10 protein-coding genes, 1 pseudogene and 1 riboswitch are annotated in these 16,623 nt (G+C 46.0%); of the genes and pseudogenes, 6 read left to right on the forward strand and 5 right to left on the reverse strand.

Annotated elements, in window-relative coordinates; translation table 11 throughout:
- The first annotated feature begins 501 nt into the window (after positions 1–501).
- The 3 genes from OF158_RS02405 to OF158_RS02415 all read left to right on the forward strand — a co-directional run bounded on the left by OF158_RS02405 (position 502) and on the right by OF158_RS02415 (position 4,636).
- A complete protein-coding gene (locus tag OF158_RS02405) occupies positions 502–2,130 on the forward strand; it encodes a glycerol-3-phosphate dehydrogenase/oxidase (RefSeq protein WP_035182630.1) in 1,629 nt (542 codons plus the stop codon).
- A gap of 252 nt (positions 2,131–2,382) precedes the next feature.
- Positions 2,383–3,651, forward strand: coding sequence for a C4-dicarboxylate transporter DctA (gene dctA / locus OF158_RS02410; RefSeq protein ID WP_035182629.1), 1,269 nt, complete (start codon positions 2,383–2,385; stop codon positions 3,649–3,651).
- A gap of 304 nt (positions 3,652–3,955) precedes the next feature.
- Positions 3,956–4,636: a Crp/Fnr family transcriptional regulator gene (locus tag OF158_RS02415; protein WP_014096278.1), complete on the forward strand. Its 681-nt coding sequence runs from the start codon at positions 3,956–3,958 to the stop codon at positions 4,634–4,636.
- 361 nt (positions 4,637–4,997) lie between these two features.
- On the opposite strand, the pseudogene OF158_RS02420 reads toward OF158_RS02415, so the two are convergent.
- From OF158_RS02420 to OF158_RS02435, 4 genes and pseudogenes are all read right to left on the reverse strand, one after another.
- Positions 4,998–6,473: pseudogene (locus tag OF158_RS02420) on the reverse strand (IS1182 family transposase); the annotation flags it as partial.
- 829 nt (positions 6,474–7,302) lie between these two features.
- Positions 7,303–8,007, reverse strand: a complete 705-nt coding sequence (gene ric, locus OF158_RS02425) for an iron-sulfur cluster repair di-iron protein (protein WP_035182628.1) — start codon at positions 8,005–8,007, stop codon at positions 7,303–7,305.
- 508 nt (positions 8,008–8,515) lie between these two features.
- Positions 8,516–9,052 carry a YceI family protein gene (locus OF158_RS02430; protein ID WP_013858263.1) on the reverse strand — a complete coding sequence of 179 codons (537 nt, stop codon included), beginning with the start codon at positions 9,050–9,052 and terminating at the stop codon, positions 8,516–8,518.
- An 879-nt stretch (positions 9,053–9,931) separates the two neighbouring features.
- Complete coding sequence (locus OF158_RS02435; RefSeq protein WP_035182625.1) at positions 9,932–11,050, reverse strand: NADH-dependent flavin oxidoreductase; 1,119 nt, start codon at positions 11,048–11,050, stop codon at positions 9,932–9,934.
- A gap of 143 nt (positions 11,051–11,193) precedes the next feature.
- Between OF158_RS02435 and OF158_RS02440 the strand changes: the two genes are divergently transcribed.
- Positions 11,194–11,667 carry a hypothetical protein gene (locus OF158_RS02440; RefSeq protein ID WP_035182624.1) on the forward strand — a complete coding sequence of 158 codons (474 nt, stop codon included), beginning with the start codon at positions 11,194–11,196 and terminating at the stop codon, positions 11,665–11,667.
- Here OF158_RS02440 and OF158_RS02445 read toward each other — a convergent pair.
- The gene (locus tag OF158_RS02445) at positions 11,627–12,439 is read right to left on the reverse strand and encodes a hypothetical protein (protein ID WP_043052522.1); all 813 of its coding nucleotides are present in this window, start codon (positions 12,437–12,439) and stop codon (positions 11,627–11,629) included. The genes OF158_RS02440 and OF158_RS02445 overlap by 41 nt on opposite strands.
- Before the next feature lie 425 nt (positions 12,440–12,864).
- Here OF158_RS02445 and OF158_RS02450 point away from each other — a divergent pair, with 425 nt between their 5' ends.
- Both OF158_RS02450 and OF158_RS02455 read left to right on the forward strand, forming a co-directional pair.
- Positions 12,865–13,887 carry an HD-GYP domain-containing protein gene (locus OF158_RS02450; RefSeq protein WP_035182607.1) on the forward strand — a complete coding sequence of 341 codons (1,023 nt, stop codon included), beginning with the start codon at positions 12,865–12,867 and terminating at the stop codon, positions 13,885–13,887.
- A gap of 507 nt (positions 13,888–14,394) precedes the next feature.
- Positions 14,395–15,777 carry a glycine--tRNA ligase gene (locus tag OF158_RS02455; RefSeq protein ID WP_026684984.1) on the forward strand — a complete coding sequence of 461 codons (1,383 nt, stop codon included), beginning with the start codon at positions 14,395–14,397 and terminating at the stop codon, positions 15,775–15,777.
- 663 nt (positions 15,778–16,440) lie between these two features.
- A riboswitch (cyclic di-AMP (ydaO/yuaA leader) is annotated at positions 16,441–16,590 on the forward strand.
- Positions 16,591–16,623 lie beyond the last annotated feature (33 nt).

The raw sequence follows: 16,623 nt of genomic DNA on the forward strand, positions 1-16,623 counted from the left end.
CTGCGCTAGCATTGCTGTTGCAGGCGGCCCCTGCTTTTAAAAAGCTTGCAGGGATACCATGGCAATAACACCTTGGATTCTGGGTAGCTGCAATACTAGCAGGCAACTAATAGTTTTGCGTAAGCTTTTACGTAGCCAGCTATTGCGTTGTTATCGCTCATCGTTCTGGCGCCATTGCGTCTATGTTTTAGCCGCAATACTAGCAGGCAATCAATAGTTTTGCGCCAGCTTAACCTGTGAGTTGATGTGGCCAGCTATTGCTATTCGGGCGGCGTTGCCTTCCATGTTTTTCCGGCGCTGCCTTATCTAACGGGGCAACGGCAAGAAACGGGGATTACTACATTTTCCCGGTGCATAACAGCTGAAAATCAGCGGAAGGTCTGTTATAATAAAAACAAGTTCATAAAATGTCAAGAGATGCAGAGAGACCTGGCTTGTTTTATGGGAGTTTTCCATAATGCATGGTTCAGGTCTCTTTTTATTTTATAGGAGGGGACAAAAATGGAATTTTCAGGAAAAGAGCGTGGGGCAGTTTTACAAAACATGAAGGATAAAACGTTCGATCTGCTTGTGATCGGTGGCGGCATTACAGGGGCCGGCATTGCGCTTGACGCAGTGTCGCGCGGCATGTCTGTAGCGCTTGTCGAGATGCAGGATTTCGCGGCGGGCACATCAAGCCGGTCAACCAAACTTGTCCACGGGGGCCTGCGGTACTTGAAACAATTTGAAGTAAAAATGGTGGCGGAAGTCGGAAAAGAGCGCGCCATCGTTTATGAAAACGGCCCGCATGTGACAACGCCGGAATGGATGCTGCTGCCGTTCCATAAGGGCGGGACGTTCGGCGCATTTACAACGAATATCGGCTTGCGGCTGTACGACTTTTTAGCCGGCGTGAAAAAAACGGAACGCCGGAAAATGCTGTCGGCTTCGGAAACCTTAAACAAGGAACCGCTGATCAAAAAAGATGGGCTGAAAGGCGGCGGTTATTATGTCGAATACCGGACGGACGACGCGCGGCTGACCATTGAAGTGATGAAAGCAGCAGTCGCACACGGGGCGCTGGCTGTCAACTATACAAAAGCGGAAGAGTATTTATATGAAAACGGCCGCATCTCGGGGGCCACTGTTCGTGACCAGATCAGCGGGGAAACCGTAAACGTGCGGGCGAAAATGGTCGTCAATGCGACCGGGCCGTGGAGTGACAAAATGCGCAATAAAGACGGGAAAGGGAGCAAAAGCCTCCGCCTCACAAAGGGCGTGCATATTGTGTTTGACCAAAGTATCTTTCCGCTCCGGCAGGCCGTGTATTTTGATACGCCGGACGGCCGCATGGTGTTTGCCATTCCGCGCGGCGACAAAACGTACGTCGGCACAACGGATACATTTTACGACAAAGACCCGATTCACCCGAAACCGCTCCCGAAAGATATTGATTACTTATTAAAAGCGATCCACTTTATGTTTCCAAAAGTCAAAGTGACAGCCCGTGATGTCGAATCAAGCTGGGCCGGCGTCCGTCCATTGATTTACGAAGAAGGAAAAGACGCCTCCGAAATTTCGCGTAAAGATGAAATTTGGGAATCCGACAGCGGCCTCGTGACAATCGCAGGCGGCAAACTGACCGGTTACCGGAAAATGGCGGAAACGGTTGTAGATCTTGTAGCACGCAGGCTTGGCGGCAATTTTCAGCCGTGCCAAACGAAGCACTTGCCGATTTCCGGCGGTGATGTGGGCGGCTCTGAAAATTTGCCGGCGTTTGTCAAAGCAAAAACAAAAGAAGGCGAAGCAAGCGGCCTGTCTGCGGAAGCAAGCCGGGCGATTGCGGAAAAATACGGCACGAACGCGGATCACGTATATGCATATGCGAAAAGCTGGAAAGACGACTATCCGCTACCGCGGGAAGTGTACGCCGTATTGAAATATGCAGTGGAACAAGAAATGGTGGTAAAACCGGTCGATTTCTTCATTCGCCGTACCGGTGCCCTTTTCTTCGATATCAACTGGGTCCGCAAATGGAAAGAGCCGGTTATAACATGGATGGCCGCTGAATTTTCCTGGGATGAAGAGACAGAACAGGCGTACAGGAAAGAATTGGAAGAAGCATTGCGGGAAGCGGTCCCGGAAGTGTAAACTTGTTCCGGGAAAGAGCACAGACCCTGGTGGCGAAAAAGGATTGGTTTCATTTTGGAAGTAACAAGCAAAGACAGCTAGAAAAAAGCAGCGGATATCTGCCCCGCTGCTTTTTTGCGCTTTGCTTGCACCGATATTTTTTAAAAGCAAAATTTTTTTAATATAAAAATAGTGAAAACAGGGAAAACCTGTACTATAATAGAAATATAATGGATGACACTAAAATGTAAGCGCAAACAGAGGGGATGGCAAATGAGGATCAACTTTCGGAATCTTACAGTACAAGTCATTATCGGCATCATTCTGGGTATTATTGTAGGACTTGTTTCACCTAAATTCGGCGCGGAACTGAATATTCTCGCGCAATGGTTTATTAAACTGATCAAAATGCTCGTCCCGCCGATTATCTTCTTTACGGTCATTATCGGGATCGGCGGCATGGGGGATTTGAAAAAAGTCGGTCGAATCGGCGGCAAGGCGCTTATCTATTTTGAAGTCGTCAGCACGGTTGCGCTCGCCATCGGTCTGATTATCGTGAATTTGATCCAACCCGGCCACGGCATTGATACAAGCCATGCGAAAACAAGCCAGGTTTCACAATTCGTCACGCAGGCAAAAGACAGCGAGCACGGTTTTATCGGTTTTATTTCCGGTATTATTCCGGAAAGCATCGCCGGGGCTTTTGTCAAGGGAGATCTTTTACCAATTTTATTTTTTGCGGTACTGTTCGGGGTTGCTGCCGCATCCCTCGGGGAGAGGGCAAAACCGGTTATCCGCTTTTTTGAAGACATGACGGAAGTTTTCTTTAAAATTGTCGGTATTGTCATGAAAGTGTCACCGATCGCTGCATTCGGGGCAATGGCATATACAGTTGGCCAGTTTGGCGCAAGCTCGCTGATCAATCTCGGCGAATTAATGGGGTCTGTCTACCTGACGATGATCATTTTTATCTTGCTTGTCCTCGGCGGGATTGCAAAAGCGTTTGGTTTCAACATTTTCAAGTTCATCGCTTATATAAAGGAAGAACTTTTACTCGTGCTCGGGACCTCTTCATCGGAATCGGCGATGCCTTCCCTGATGAGAAAACTCGAAAAATTCGGTTGTTCAAAATCGGTTGTCGGCCTTGTCGTTCCAACCGGATACTCGTTTAACCTGGACGGCACCGCCATCTATTTGTCGATGGCATCCATTTTCATTGCGCAGGCGTATAATGTGCACCTGACGATCGGGCACCAAATCATGCTGCTGCTGATTTTAATGCTGACATCGAAAGGGGCGGCCGGCGTGACCGGTTCCGGTTTCATTACCCTTGCTGCGACTTTGTCTGCGTTCCCGGTTATCCCGGTTGCAGGGATTGCGCTGTTGATCGGCGTGGACCGGTTCATGTCTGAATCACGCGCGCTCACAAATATTATCGGGAATGCCGTCGCGACGGTCGTCATCTCCAAAACGGAAAAAGAATTTGACAAAAAGGAAGCACTGGAAACGGCTGCCCATCCTACAGAATCGATTCCTTCTTAATAAGAGGCGCTCCGATTGGGGCCCTCTTCTTTTTTAACATTGGCTTTGGAGAATACGCGGGGTAATTGAGAGATAGTTGCACTTTATTGAAGGAAGGATAAGAGGCGTTCCGAGGGGGGACACTCTTATTTTTTTAACATTGACTTTGACTTTGGGCGGTGTGCTTATTTTTGTGTACAATAGGGTGTGTTGAGGGATTTGTCCAGCAGGCCGCCTGCAGCTACGTAATGATATCTATGAAATTTGGAGAATACCGAGTAATTGAGGGATAATTGCACTTTATTGAAGAAGGGAAGTGAGCGCTTTGGAAAACCTGCGTAAAATGCCGCTTTTTAAAGGACTCGGGGACGCGGATCTGGCTGTGATCGCCGATATATCTGTTAAAAAGCATGCAGAAAAGGATGCGCATATTTTTTTCCAGGGGGACCCGCAGGAAGCCGTTTATTTTATTGAAAGCGGGGAAGTGAAAATTTACCGCACCGATGCGAACGGCAAAGAGCAAGTTGTCACACTGCTTCGCGATGGCGACATGTTCCCGCATGTTGGTTTTTTCCGTAAAATAAGCTACCCGGCGAATGCGATGGCGGTTGTAGACACGAATCTCGTTGCGATCCGGATTACTGATTTTGAAAACGTGTTGCTCAACAATCCGCAGCTGACCATGACTTTATACGGTGTGATGAGTGATGAAATCCTTGACTTGCAGGACCGGCTCGAAGCCCAGATTTTAAACAACGCTTACGAGCAAGTAGTCAAACTTTTTCTGCGCCTCACCCGCACACATGGCGTTCAGGAAAAAGACGGGTTTGTCCTCGTGAAAACCCCGCTCAACAACTCCGACCTCGCCAACATGATCGGCGTCACCCGTGAAACGGTCAGCCGCACGATCCGCCAGCTTAAAGAAAAAAACCTCATCCTCCCGCAGGAAAAAGGCACATACCTCATTCACCAGGAAAAACTGACGGAGGAACTGCTCGGGGTATAAAGATTTTCCCGCCGGTAAGAATTAAAGCAAAGAAAGACAAGGGGGCGTCGTGGGAGCGAAATGTCTTTCATCGGGGTGATGAAGGACAAAAGAGAGGCGTCCAGGCAGCGAAATGTCTTTCATTGGGGTGATGAAGGACAAAAGAGGGGCGTCCGGGCAGTGAAATGTTCTTCATCAGAGCTATGAAAGACAAAAGTGAAGTGCCCGCGCAGCGAATTGTCTTTCATCAAGGTGAGTGACCACTGAAAAAAGCCATTTTTTTATGTAAAATTTGCTGTGTAGTGTAAGAAATTTTCTGTAAATGGTACTCTTTACCATAGAAATTAGTAAAAATGACAAATGTTTGGCTATAATTCGCCTTTTTAGAGGATAGTATGGCGGCTATCCTCTTTAAATTTACTGCCAAGGCTGTTAGCTTGGCTTGTAAGCCCATGCTTTTTAGACCGTACCATTTGGCACGATCTAACCCGTGGAAATTCTTCATTTCGCCATTTTTCCCTTCTTGGCATGCTCTTTTTTTATACTTCTCTTTAAATCCCTCCGATTTCTGTTGTTGACTATACTCATAAAATTCTGGGGTGTTGATTCCGATCCCTAATACTTTTCCGACTGTTTTTCCGGTTATGCAAACTTCTCGCATTGGGCAATTTCTACATTGTTCTCTGTCAAAATAGTAATTATACGTTTCTTTTCCACATTTTCTTATATAGTGTTTCTTTTTGATTGTTTTGTTTCCTTGACTACAGAACCACTCGTCAGAATCTTTGTTATAACTGAATCTTTCTTCGTCTATGCGATATGCAGCTTCACTTACAGGGATGTATGCCTTTGCTTTAAGTTCAGAGATTTTGTCTAAGATTGGCTTTTTAAAATAGGCTTTATCACCATATACTTCTGGCATTTTTATTCTCGTTTTCTTGGTTAACTCTAATAATTCATCAAACTTCGTTCCATCCACATAAGCTCCATTACCAGTATGAACAGCTGTAATCATTCGATCTTCTGTTGTCATCATAAATTCCGTTTTATAACCAAAGAAAGGATCATTTTTGCTTTTATACCCTATTCTCGCTTCTTGGTCGACAATCGATCGTACCCCTTTTTGCTCCATAAACTTCGGGTCTGCTAAAATTTCTTTCGCATTATTAACGAGTGCTTTTGTTTCAGGTGCTTTCTCCAGTTCAACTAGTTCTTCTACCTTTGATACCGTTTCTTCAAGATAGGACTTCATTGTTTTTCTAGCTTCATCATGGTTTTCTATTTCTTTATAATCAGGGATTTCTTGGTTGATTTCACTTGGTATTTCTCCGTTTTCTTCTTTAACGGTTTTAAAGATTTTTTTCGCTAATTGTTTCATGACTCGTTCCGGTCTATATTTTTTGGTGTTGGCTTCTGTATGAGTGGAATCAATCGTTATACCAGAAACCTTTTGTAAAATTCCTTTTTCAATGCATTGGTTTATGATTTCAATAATAATTTCATCTATAGTGAGATTGCCTTCTAATCTACTTTTACGAAATTTTGCCAAAAGACTTGGGTGAGGGAGGTCGTCTTCCGGATTGATTCCTAAAAAATACATATATGCAAGGTTTAATGAGCAATTTTCTATAACTTTCTCATCAGATAAGTCATAGAGTTTTTGTAACACCAAGATTTTAACCATAAGTTCGGGCTCTTTTGCTGGCCTTCCATATTCTTTACAGTAAGTTTTTTCAAGCATTTTATTGATAAAACTAAAATCCACTTCATCTCTTAATAATTTAAGTGTATGATTTTCAGGAATTTTATCGTATAATATGGAATAGATGCTTAATTGATTATCTTTTTCTTTAAGCATGATAGATACCCCCAGTTTGGTTTTGGTTTGTAGTATAACTTTATTATACCAAATACTGGGGGCATTTTTTTTCAATTTATTGTACATATAATTATTTTGAATTTTCAGATTGACTTTTTCAGTGGTCCCTCAAGGTGATGAAAGACAAAAGGGGGTTGCCCACGCAGCAAAATGTCTTTCATCGGAGTTATGAAAGACAAAAGAGAGCTGGAATCCGAGCAAATTGTCCTTTTGGGGGATTCAAAAAGACAAAAGAAAGCCGGACCCGGGGTGAATTGTCCTTTTGGAGGTTTCAAAAAGACAAAAGAAAGCCGGACCCGGGGTAAATTGTCTTTTTGGGGGCTTCAAAAAGACAAAAGAGAGCTGGAATCCGAGCAAATTGTCCATTTGGAGGTCTCAAAAAGACAAAAGAAAGTCGGACCAGAGGCAAACTGTCTTTTTGGAGGTCTCAAAAAGACAAAAGAAAGCCGGACCCGGGGCAAATTGTCCTTTTGAAGGTCTCAAAAAGACAAAAGAGAGCTGGGATCCGTACAAATTGTCCTTTTGAAGGTCTCAAAAAGACAAAAGAGAGCTGGAATCCGGGCAAACTGTCCTTTTGGAGGTTTCAAAAAGACAAAAGAAAGCCGGACCCGGGGCAAATTGTCCTTTTGGGGGGTTCAAAAAGACAAAAGAGAGCTGGAATCCGAGCAAACTGTTCTTTTGGAGGTCTCAAAACGACAAAAGAGGAACGCACGCGCAACGAGTTGTCTTTCCCCGGGGCCAGGAAAGAAAAATAAAAAGCAAACCGCCCCTTTTTAAAAGGCTGCCTGGGAGGACAGCCTTTTAAAAGTCAAACGGCTTCTTCGAGCAACCGCTTAAATAGAATATTATTCTCCAGGTGAATGTGCTGGAATGTATCATTTTCAAAATTTTCAAGGCGGTGGTATACGAGCTGGAATGTACGGCATGCCCCTTCTGGCAACGTATAGTCATTCGTAATTTCGCGGAGCCGGTGCAAAATTTCCCCGACAGCAGCATGTTCTGTTTCAAGGTCGGTCAAACCGGCTGTCGCGGCTTTCAGGTTAGCGGCAGTTGGAAGATTTTCGTATGCACGAATGGCAGGAAATTGTTCGGTATCTTCTTTTTCAGTGTGCTCCAGCAGTTCTGCTTTTAATTGGTTAAACAGTTCATGCACTTCGATGAGATGCGGGTGGTTGCCGCCGTGGACACGCATCACTTTTGTTACATACGGGCTCAAGTTTGGCAGTTCCTCGCGCAAAAACGCGTGATGGGTGGCCTGAATATAGTTGACAATTTCCGTATAGCCCGCTTCATTCCAATTTTGCTCAGTGCCTTTTCCGGCATATTGGCCATAAAGGTTGCAAATAGCATCAAGTAGTTCATCTGCTGATAGGTTGCGCTTTTCCGCAGCTTCTTTCACAGACACATTGCCGCCGCAACAAAAATCGATACGATTTGCTTTAAACAGATCCGCCGCTTTTGGGAATAAGGTTACGATTTCCCCGACAGTCTGGCTCGTTGTAAAACGTTCCATCGAATTCACTCCTCCATTTCATTGCTGCCTTCATCATAAACCATCAGCACCTGCTTATTTGTGATGCACATCACAGCAATTGAGGAAAGTTCTTATTTATGTTAAGGAAGCGCGAAAAAACGAAGGCCTTCCTTCACATAGAGTGCGTCTATGTGAAGAAAGCGTGGAAAAATGACGGCCTTCCTACACATAGAAGGCGTCTACATTAAGGAAGCGTGGAAAAACGAAAGCCTTTCTTCACATAGAGTGCGTCTTTGTTAAGGAAGCGTGGAAAAATGACGGCCTTTCTTCACATAGAACCCGTCTACGTTAAGGAAGCACGAAAAAAAGATGTCCTTTCTTCACATAGAGTGCGTCTAAGTTAAGGAAGCGCGGAAAAAAGACGGTCTTTCTTCACCTAGAGCCCGGCTATGTTATTTAATAGAAAAAAAGCATCCCAAAACCTTGGCCATAAGAAGCATGATCTGCCCAAAGAAAAAAGCGCCAATCTAAATTGGCGCCTCCGCAATTATTCCGCTTTGCTTGCTTCTAATTCCACCGTAAATTTGATTTCATCGCCAACGAGGACACCGCCTGTTTCAAGGGCTGCGTTCCAAGTAAGGCCGTAATTGCTCCGTTTTACGGTCCCTTCTGCACTAAAGCCGGCTGTTTCCGCGCCGCTCATCGGGTTTTTCGAAATCCCTTCAAATGTGACTTTAAATGTTTCTTCTTTTGTCACGCCATGAATCGTTAAATCACCGGTAACGTTATAATCATTGTCCCCTGCCTTTGTAACCGACTTGGAAACAAATGTAATATTCGGATATTGTTCAACATCTAAGAAATCAGCAGAACGAAGATGATTATCGCGGTCATCATTTTTCGTATGAATGCTCCTGGCATCAACAATAAAAGAAACTTTTGCATCCGTTAAATCTTGGGGATCAGCTTCGATTTCGGCTTCGAAATTTTGAAAAGACCCTTTTACTTTTGAAATCATCATATGTTTTACTGTGAAATCAATGGTGCTATGTGCATAGTCAACTGCCCATTTTGTTTTTGTCATCCTAAATTCCTCCTGTTTTTAAAACTTACTTTTCGTAACTTAGTTTAATATCGTAAGTTAAAAAAGTCAAGAAAACCGAACCCTTTTTTTAAAAGGGTTCGGTTTCTGAATCAGCAGGTAGGCAACATCCTGCATGTTAATGGTGCTTTTTGCACTTTCTTTTGCAGTATAGTGGTTCTTACACCAGGCAGAATCCTGCATTGTTAACGGTGTTTGCGGGAACAAATTCGGGCACGCCGTAAGTCGCGCAAAAGCCGCGTGCTGAAAACCCGCAGCAATGCGTGTCAATCAATAACTGGAGAAGGTAGGTAATTCCAGCCCAAAAATTGCATGCCAACTTATATATAATGATGCCCATTCCATCGCATCCATATACTCCGGCTCTAGCTCTAGGCCAGATTAGGCAGGTGCAGCCATTCATTCCTTGACCATTACATATGCTTCACTTCAGTTGTCAACCGAGCTTCGCGGCGCAGCCAATCATTTCTGGACAATTGCGTATGCTCAATTCGATCGCCAACTGGGCCCCGCAGTGAGCCATTCAATCTTTGGCCATTATATATGCTTCGTCAACCGAGCCCCGCGACAAAGCCAACCATTTCTTGACCATTACGTATGCTCAATTCGATCGCCAACTGGGCCCCGCAGTGAGCCATTCATTCTTTGGCAATTACATATGCTTCAATTCGATCGCCAACCGAGCTCCGCGGCAAAGCCATTCATTTCTTGACAATTGCGTATGCTCAATTCGATCGCCAACCGAGCTTCGCGGCAAAGCCATTCATTCCTTGGCCATTACGTAAACTTCAATTCGTGTATCAACCGAGCCTCGCAAGCGCAGCCATTCATTCTTTGACAATGCCGTGCAACATGCAGATGTCATTCTGCAAACGGGAACCAGCCCGGCGTTGAGATGATCATCTTCCACAGCGGTTCCGGAATAACGAGCCGTTCGCGGTCGTCTTTTCTTAACGCGGTTTGAATTGCATCCTCCTGGCCGGCTTTAATTTTTTCCACCCAATGCGGCTCCATGACAAGCTCACGGCCGAGGGCAATAAGCGGTACATCGGTTTCCATTGCCTTCAAAACCTCGTCTCCTGTGTGCAGGGAGCCGACGCCGATCAAAGGCACGCGGCCTGCGACATGTTCCACGATCTGTTCCATGCGCGGACGGCCGGGTTCACCGCCGCGGCGGGCTTTAGACCAGAAGTGCTGCAGGGAAATATGCACATAGTCGAGCTCTTTTTCCATCAGCGCATCCAAAAGCGCGAACGTGTCATCCATCGTAATCCCCGGTTCGTACGGTTCTTCCGGGGATAAGCGGTATCCGACTAAAAACGGCCGGTCCGCATATTCCGCCACCGTTTTTTTCACAGCATCGACGACAGCAAGCGGGAATGCAAGCCGTTTTTCCAGACTGCCGCCCCACTCGTCTTCACGCCGGTTCGTATACGGGGAGAAAAATTGTTGAATCAGATAGCCGTTTGCACCGTGAATTTCAACGCCATCAAAACCGGCTTCGATCACGCGGCGTGTTGCTTCGCCAAATGCCTTCACAATTTCAGCGGTTTCTTCTCCCGTCAACGCGCGTGCATGGACACTGCCATCTGACGAATCTGTTTCACTCGCGCTCACAACATCTCCGCCCGGCACGAGTTCAGCCGGGCATTCGCGGCCACCATGGTGGATTTGCACAACCGCTTTTGCACCGTTTTGCTGAATCGTTTGTGCCAGTTTTTTCATGCTCTCAACCATTTCGTCTGTATGTGCGCCAGGTTGCCCGGTAAACGCTTTGCCGTTTTCCGTAACATTGGCACATGCCGTCACGACCATCCCCGGCCCTTTTGCACGTTCTGCATAATAACGCAGCTCAGCATCCGAAATCGTGCCGTCATCATTCGAGGAATAATGGGTCATCGGCGCCATCACGATGCGGTTTTCCGCCCTGACGCCGCTTTTAAACGTAATGGGTTCAAACAGTTTATCGTATTTGCTCATGGTCATGCTCCTTTCCTGGTTGCTATCGCTTTTTTATTATGTTCCAATCTGTAAAAAAACGAAAATGAAAAGCACCGATCAAACCATGCAGGCATATCATATAGGAAAGTATTTTTTACATCATGAATTGGGAGACGTGAATGATGAGTGATGTCCTTTTACTGCTTCAAATGGTGGCAAAAAGGTTGAGTATCCTTTCGTTGATTACAGCGGTATTGCTGTTGTTGTCCCATTTATGGCTGTACGCTGTATTCGCGTTCATCATAATGGGCGGCCTGATTTGCGTTGACCGGATCATTAGTGAAAAAGGCAATTCACGGGCAGCGGAAAACCGGCGCTATTATACTTTGATCGTTGTAACAGATGAAGATTGGTACGAAGAAGAGCATGTGCCGTTTCTTGAAATGGATCATGTCTCCTTAGAGCTGCATTATCAATATGAAGATATCCGTCGCATTAATCCGTTGATCCAGCTGCAGGCGTTTCCCGGATTTGTTCTCGTCGAAACGGATGATACAAAAAGAATAGAGGAATCGTTGCAAAACCCGGCGCTCGTTACGGGAAACTATGCGGAAGTCATCCATTTTCTGAAACAGGAAAGCGCGGCGGAAAGCTGAAAAAGAAACGGAATCCAAACAAAGCCGATGCCCATTTGTTGCGTGAAATTGCTTGGGAGAAGTCTTTTTCCGAAACAGGAAGTGCGACTGGAAAGCTGAAATAGATACGGAAATCCAAGCAAAGCCGATGCCCATTTGTCTCGAAAATTGCGCGGGGTCTGTTTTCTGAAACAGAAAGTGTGACGGGAAACTGAAAAAACGGAATATCAAGCAACCATGGAAAGCCCGATGTCTGTCTGGAGAGGATGCTTTCTAAAACAGGAAACCCGCACCAAAAGAGCAGTCTGTATTCCGAAGTGCGGCGGAAAACGGAAATAGACACGGAAATCCAAGCAAAGCAAAGATGATACTCATTTGTTGCGGAAAATGCATGGGAGCAGTCTTTTTCCGAAACAGGAAGTGTGACGGGAAAGCTAAAATAGATGCGGGAATCCAAGTAAAGCAAAGCCGATGCTCGTTTGTCTCGAAAATTGCGTGGGAGCGGTCTGTTTTCTGAAACAGAAAGCGCGGTGGGAAGCTGAAAAAACTGAATATCAAGCAACCATGCAAAGCCCGATGTCTGTCCGGAGAGGATGCTTTCTAAAACAGGAAACCCGCACCAAAAGAGCAGTCTGTATTCCGAAGTGCGGCGGAAAACGGAAATAGACACGGAAATCCAAGCAAAGCAAAGATGATACTCATTTGTTGCGGAAAATGCATGGGAGCAGTCTTTTTCCGAAACAGGAAGTGTGACGGGAAAGCTAAAATAGATGCGGGAATCCAAGTAAAGCAAAGCCGATGCCCGTTTGTCTCGAAAATTGCGTGGGAGCGGTCTGTTTTCTGAAACAGAAAGCGCGGCGGGAGCTGAAAAAACCGAATATCAAGCAACCATGCAGAGCACGATGTCTGTCCGGAGAGGATTTTGTTTTTTGAAGTAGGAAACCCGCGCCAAAAATTGAAGTAGAACGGGATATTGCGTGGGCTTGATCTTCTGAAACGCGGGAAAGTACGAGAAATTTGAAATGAGGTGGAAATTCAAAAAAGCAAAGTTGCTCCCCGTTTGAGAATTGTGCGGAGATGGTCCGTTGTTTGAAGTCGAAAATCATGGCAGGCAGCGGAACATAAATGAACTTTTTAAGAAAAATCGGAAAGGCTCCTTTTCACTAACATTTCCTGTGTTAAAATGTAAAAAAAGTACGTTCAAGGGGAGCTTTTTCAATGGTGTTTCGAAAAGGGGAAAAGTTAGCAGAAGATTTGTATTCCAATAGCGGCGTCCTGTTGCTGCGAAAAGGGACGTTTCTTACAGAAAGGCTTGCTGCCATTTTAAATAAATATGAAGTCATCCTCGATCCGCAACTGGACGGCAGGCGCATTGCCACCGAAGCGCCCGGGATCTTCCATGACTTATTATATGAGAATATTTACCATGAAATGGAAGAGCTCCAGCACATCATTCAAGTGAAAACAACCCTTTGTGATGCAGAAGTGGAGAGTATGGAAAGAAATTTTCGCAAGCTTTACAAAGAAGTGTTTGCCACCCGGACGTCTATTTTGGAACTAATGGAGCATTTCTCCGCTGACGAATATTTGTTCAAACACTGTATCCATGTCGGGCTGATCGCTGCCAATATCGGGAAAATTTTGAAGCTGCATCCCGAAAAGCAAAGCCTGCTGGCGCAAATGGGGCTTTTCCACGATATTGGCAAGTTCACCATTGACCCGCAAATTCTCAATAAACCGGGAAGGCTAACAGATGAAGAGTTTGCCTTGATCAAGAAGCATCCGGAAGCGGGTTACCGGCTGCTTGAGAAAACATCGCTTGACCCGATGATTTTAAAAGGGGTCCTGATGCACCATGAACGGCTGGACGGCTCAGGCTACCCGGATGGCAGGAAAACCATTCCTTTTCTTGTCAGAATATTATCTGTGGCGGATACGTTTGACGCCATTTGTTCCAACCGCGCATACCGCAGGAGGCAGCCGGTGTTTTTTGCGATTGACGAATTAATGGCAGATGCTGATGCCGGCCGGCTCGATCGGGAAATTGTCCTCCCGTTTGCCAACTTCCTGATGGAAAATTACCGGAAACAACCGATTACACTCCGTAACGGGGTGAAAGGGAGCATTATCCGGATCCATCCGCTTCATCCAAATCAGCCTGTCCTTAAAGTCGAAGGGTACCCGGTTTTAAACCTGATGGAACAAAAGCTGACCTTGTTTCAAATTGCCAATCCTTATTAATCGGGGATTCTTATGTACCCCATGTAAAAAAGACAAAGCGTGTCTTTTTGGAGCCGGAAAGGTGAACCGGAGAGTACGGTCCGGTCCGCCCCGGTAGTTCAACAAAACATTCCCGGAAAGAGCGAAGGGTTTGGCAAAGCGCGGAAGCCTCTGTCACAATAACGCGATTACTACATTCATTCCAAAGCAAGTCGGGCATTGACTTGTCCTGCCCAGGTTTGGTATAGTATTTCTATTCAAATAGCGACGATGAAGGATCAATAGTAGCCGGAACTTTTCCTTTTAAAGCGAGCCGGGGGCGGTGGAAGCCCGGCAAGGAACCCGGTGAAACGGCAGTCCGGAGTTTTTTTCATGGAAAGTGGGTGCGAAAATTTCGCATCAACTGGGGTGGAACCGCGGGAATTCAAGCTCTCGTCCCCAGGCTGTTGCCTGGAGCCGGGAGCTTTTTATATGGAAACATTCCCGTCCCCAGGGGAAACCATTTCAATGAAAAAAGGAGAGATGACAATGAGCGTCACGATGGATCAAATCGTCTCGCACGCGAAACACCGCGGGTTTATTTTCCCGGGTTCGGAAATTTACGGAGGGCTTGCCAACACTTGGGATTATGGCCCGCTCGGCGTCGAATTCAAAAACAACGTTAAAAAAGCCTGGTGGAAAAAATTCATCCAGGAGTCGCCGTACAATGTCGGCCTTGATGCTGCCATTCTGATGAACCCGCGCACATGGGAAGCAAGCGGCCACCTCGGCAATTTTAATGACCCGATGATCGACTGCAAACACTGTAAAGCTCGGCACCGTGCCGACAAACTGATCGAAAATGCCCTGCATGAAAAAGGGATCGACATGATTGTTGACGGCCTGCCGTTTGAAAAAATGGAAGCGCTGATTAAAGAGCATGACATCGCCTGCCCGGATTGCGGCAGCAAAGACTGGACCGGCATTCGCCAGTTTAATCTGATGTTCAAAACGTACCAGGGTGTAACCGAAGACAGCACGAATGAATTGTATTTGCGCCCGGAAACCGCACAAGGCATTTTTGTCAATTTTAAAAATGTACAACGGACAATGCGTAAAAAATTGCCGTTCGGGATTGCCCAAATCGGCAAAAGTTTCCGGAACGAAATCACCCCGGGGAACTTCATTTTCCGCACGCGCGAATTTGAACAGATGGAACTTGAATTTTTCTGCAGGCCGGGCGAAGAGCTGAAATGGTTTGACTACTGGAAACAGTATGCGCGCGAGTTTTTACTGAATCTCGGTATGAGGGAAGAAAACTTGCGGCTGCGCGACCATGAAAAAGAAGAACTATCCCACTACTCGAACGCGACCACCGACTTTGAATACAACTTCCCGTTCGGCTGGGGCGAACTGTGGGGCATAGCCTCCCGTACCGATTACGACCTGAAACGCCATATGGAATATTCCGGCGAGGATTTCACTTATCTTGACCAGGAAACGAATGAACGCTTTGTTCCGTACTGTATTGAGCCGTCGCTTGGGGCGGACCGTGTAGCACTGGCATTTCTGATTGACTCTTATGCAGAAGAGGAACTTGAAGACGGCACAAGCCGTACGGTCATGCACCTGCACCCGGCCCTTGCGCCATACAAAGCCGCGGTTTTGCCGCTGTCGAAAAAATTATCAGCTGAAGCACGCGACATTTTTTCGGATTTGTCGAAAACGTTTATGGTTGATTTTGACGAAACCGGGTCGATCGGCAAGCGCTACCGCCGCCAGGACGAAATTGGCACACCGTTTTGCATCACATACGACTTCGATTCGCGCGACGACCATATGGTGACCGTCCGCGACCGTGACACAATGGAGCAAACCCGTGTGCCAATCACGGAACTTAAAGCCTTTTTGGAAGAAAAAATTAAGTTTTAAAAAAAGCCCGCAACTTGCGGGTTTTTTTCTTTGTTGGTGCGCCGGACAGCCATAAGCAAATCTATCCTGATCGTAATGGATTTTGGCGTTTGGAACGCCTAATTAGACCATAATTAGACATTTTCAACGGGTTTTCGCCTAATTTGTCTAATTGGATGCGGCGTGTTTTGTCCTTTTGACAGGTTCAAAGGGACATTTCATTCCCGGATGCGGCATGTTTTGTCCTTTTGACAGGTTCAAAAGGACATTTCATTCCCGGATGCGGCACGTTTTGTCCTTTTGACAGGTTCAAAAGGACATTTCGGGCCCGAATGGAGCTCCTAATTAGACAATTCCACCGGGTTCGCGCCTCTTTTGGTCTTATGTTTCCAATTGATCCGCCTGCCCCAAGAGGTCATCTTTTCATCCTCAGGTTTTACCTTCCTAACTCTGTTTATCTCTTTACTCCGGATTTGCCGAAAAACCTTGCTTTTTGCATGCTTTGGGCACATTCGGATATTCTACAAAAGAAGCATGATCGAAAATTAGGTACTGTGAGCAAAGACAGTTTGCCCGGGGATATGGCGGGTAAAGATGGACATACCGAAACGCAATTGCGAAATAGTCTTTACAAACCATGGTAACGGGAGTAAGATAGGATGTCGTATGAAAAATTTGTGTTTCATAACTGAACCGCTTAATCCGGAAACGGAACGGGGGAACCAGGTTGGCGGCCGCGCGCCGCTTTGGGGTGAAGCCTTTTTTTAAAAAGGCAGGGCCACTCTTATGCCCGAACCCGACAGCTAACCCCGTCAGCGTTATAAGAGAGGATGTGAAACTGTGATCGGGCAATAGACCACAGGGAAG

It is taken from the genome of Weizmannia sp. WK01, assembly GCF_025905465.1.
GTDB lineage: Bacteria > Bacillota > Bacilli > Bacillales > Bacillaceae_C > Weizmannia > Weizmannia faecalis.

Excerpts from the sequence above, each read along its gene's own strand:
- OF158_RS02405 (WP_035182630.1), top strand. The coding sequence starts at position 502 with ATGGAATTTTCAGGAAAAGAGCGTGGGGCAGTTTTACAAAACATGAAG.
- dctA (WP_035182629.1), top strand. The coding sequence starts at position 2,383 with ATGAGGATCAACTTTCGGAATCTTACAGTACAAGTCATTATCGGCATC.
- ric (WP_035182628.1), bottom strand. The coding sequence starts at position 8,007 with ATGGAACGTTTTACAACGAGCCAGACTGTCGGGGAAATCGTAACCTTA.
- OF158_RS02430 (WP_013858263.1), bottom strand. The coding sequence starts at position 9,052 with ATGACAAAAACAAAATGGGCAGTTGACTATGCACATAGCACCATTGAT.
- OF158_RS02435 (WP_035182625.1), bottom strand. The coding sequence starts at position 11,050 with ATGAGCAAATACGATAAACTGTTTGAACCCATTACGTTTAAAAGCGGC.
- OF158_RS02440 (WP_035182624.1), top strand. The coding sequence starts at position 11,194 with ATGAGTGATGTCCTTTTACTGCTTCAAATGGTGGCAAAAAGGTTGAGT.
- OF158_RS02450 (WP_035182607.1), top strand. The coding sequence starts at position 12,865 with ATGGTGTTTCGAAAAGGGGAAAAGTTAGCAGAAGATTTGTATTCCAAT.
- OF158_RS02455 (WP_026684984.1), top strand. The coding sequence starts at position 14,395 with ATGAGCGTCACGATGGATCAAATCGTCTCGCACGCGAAACACCGCGGG.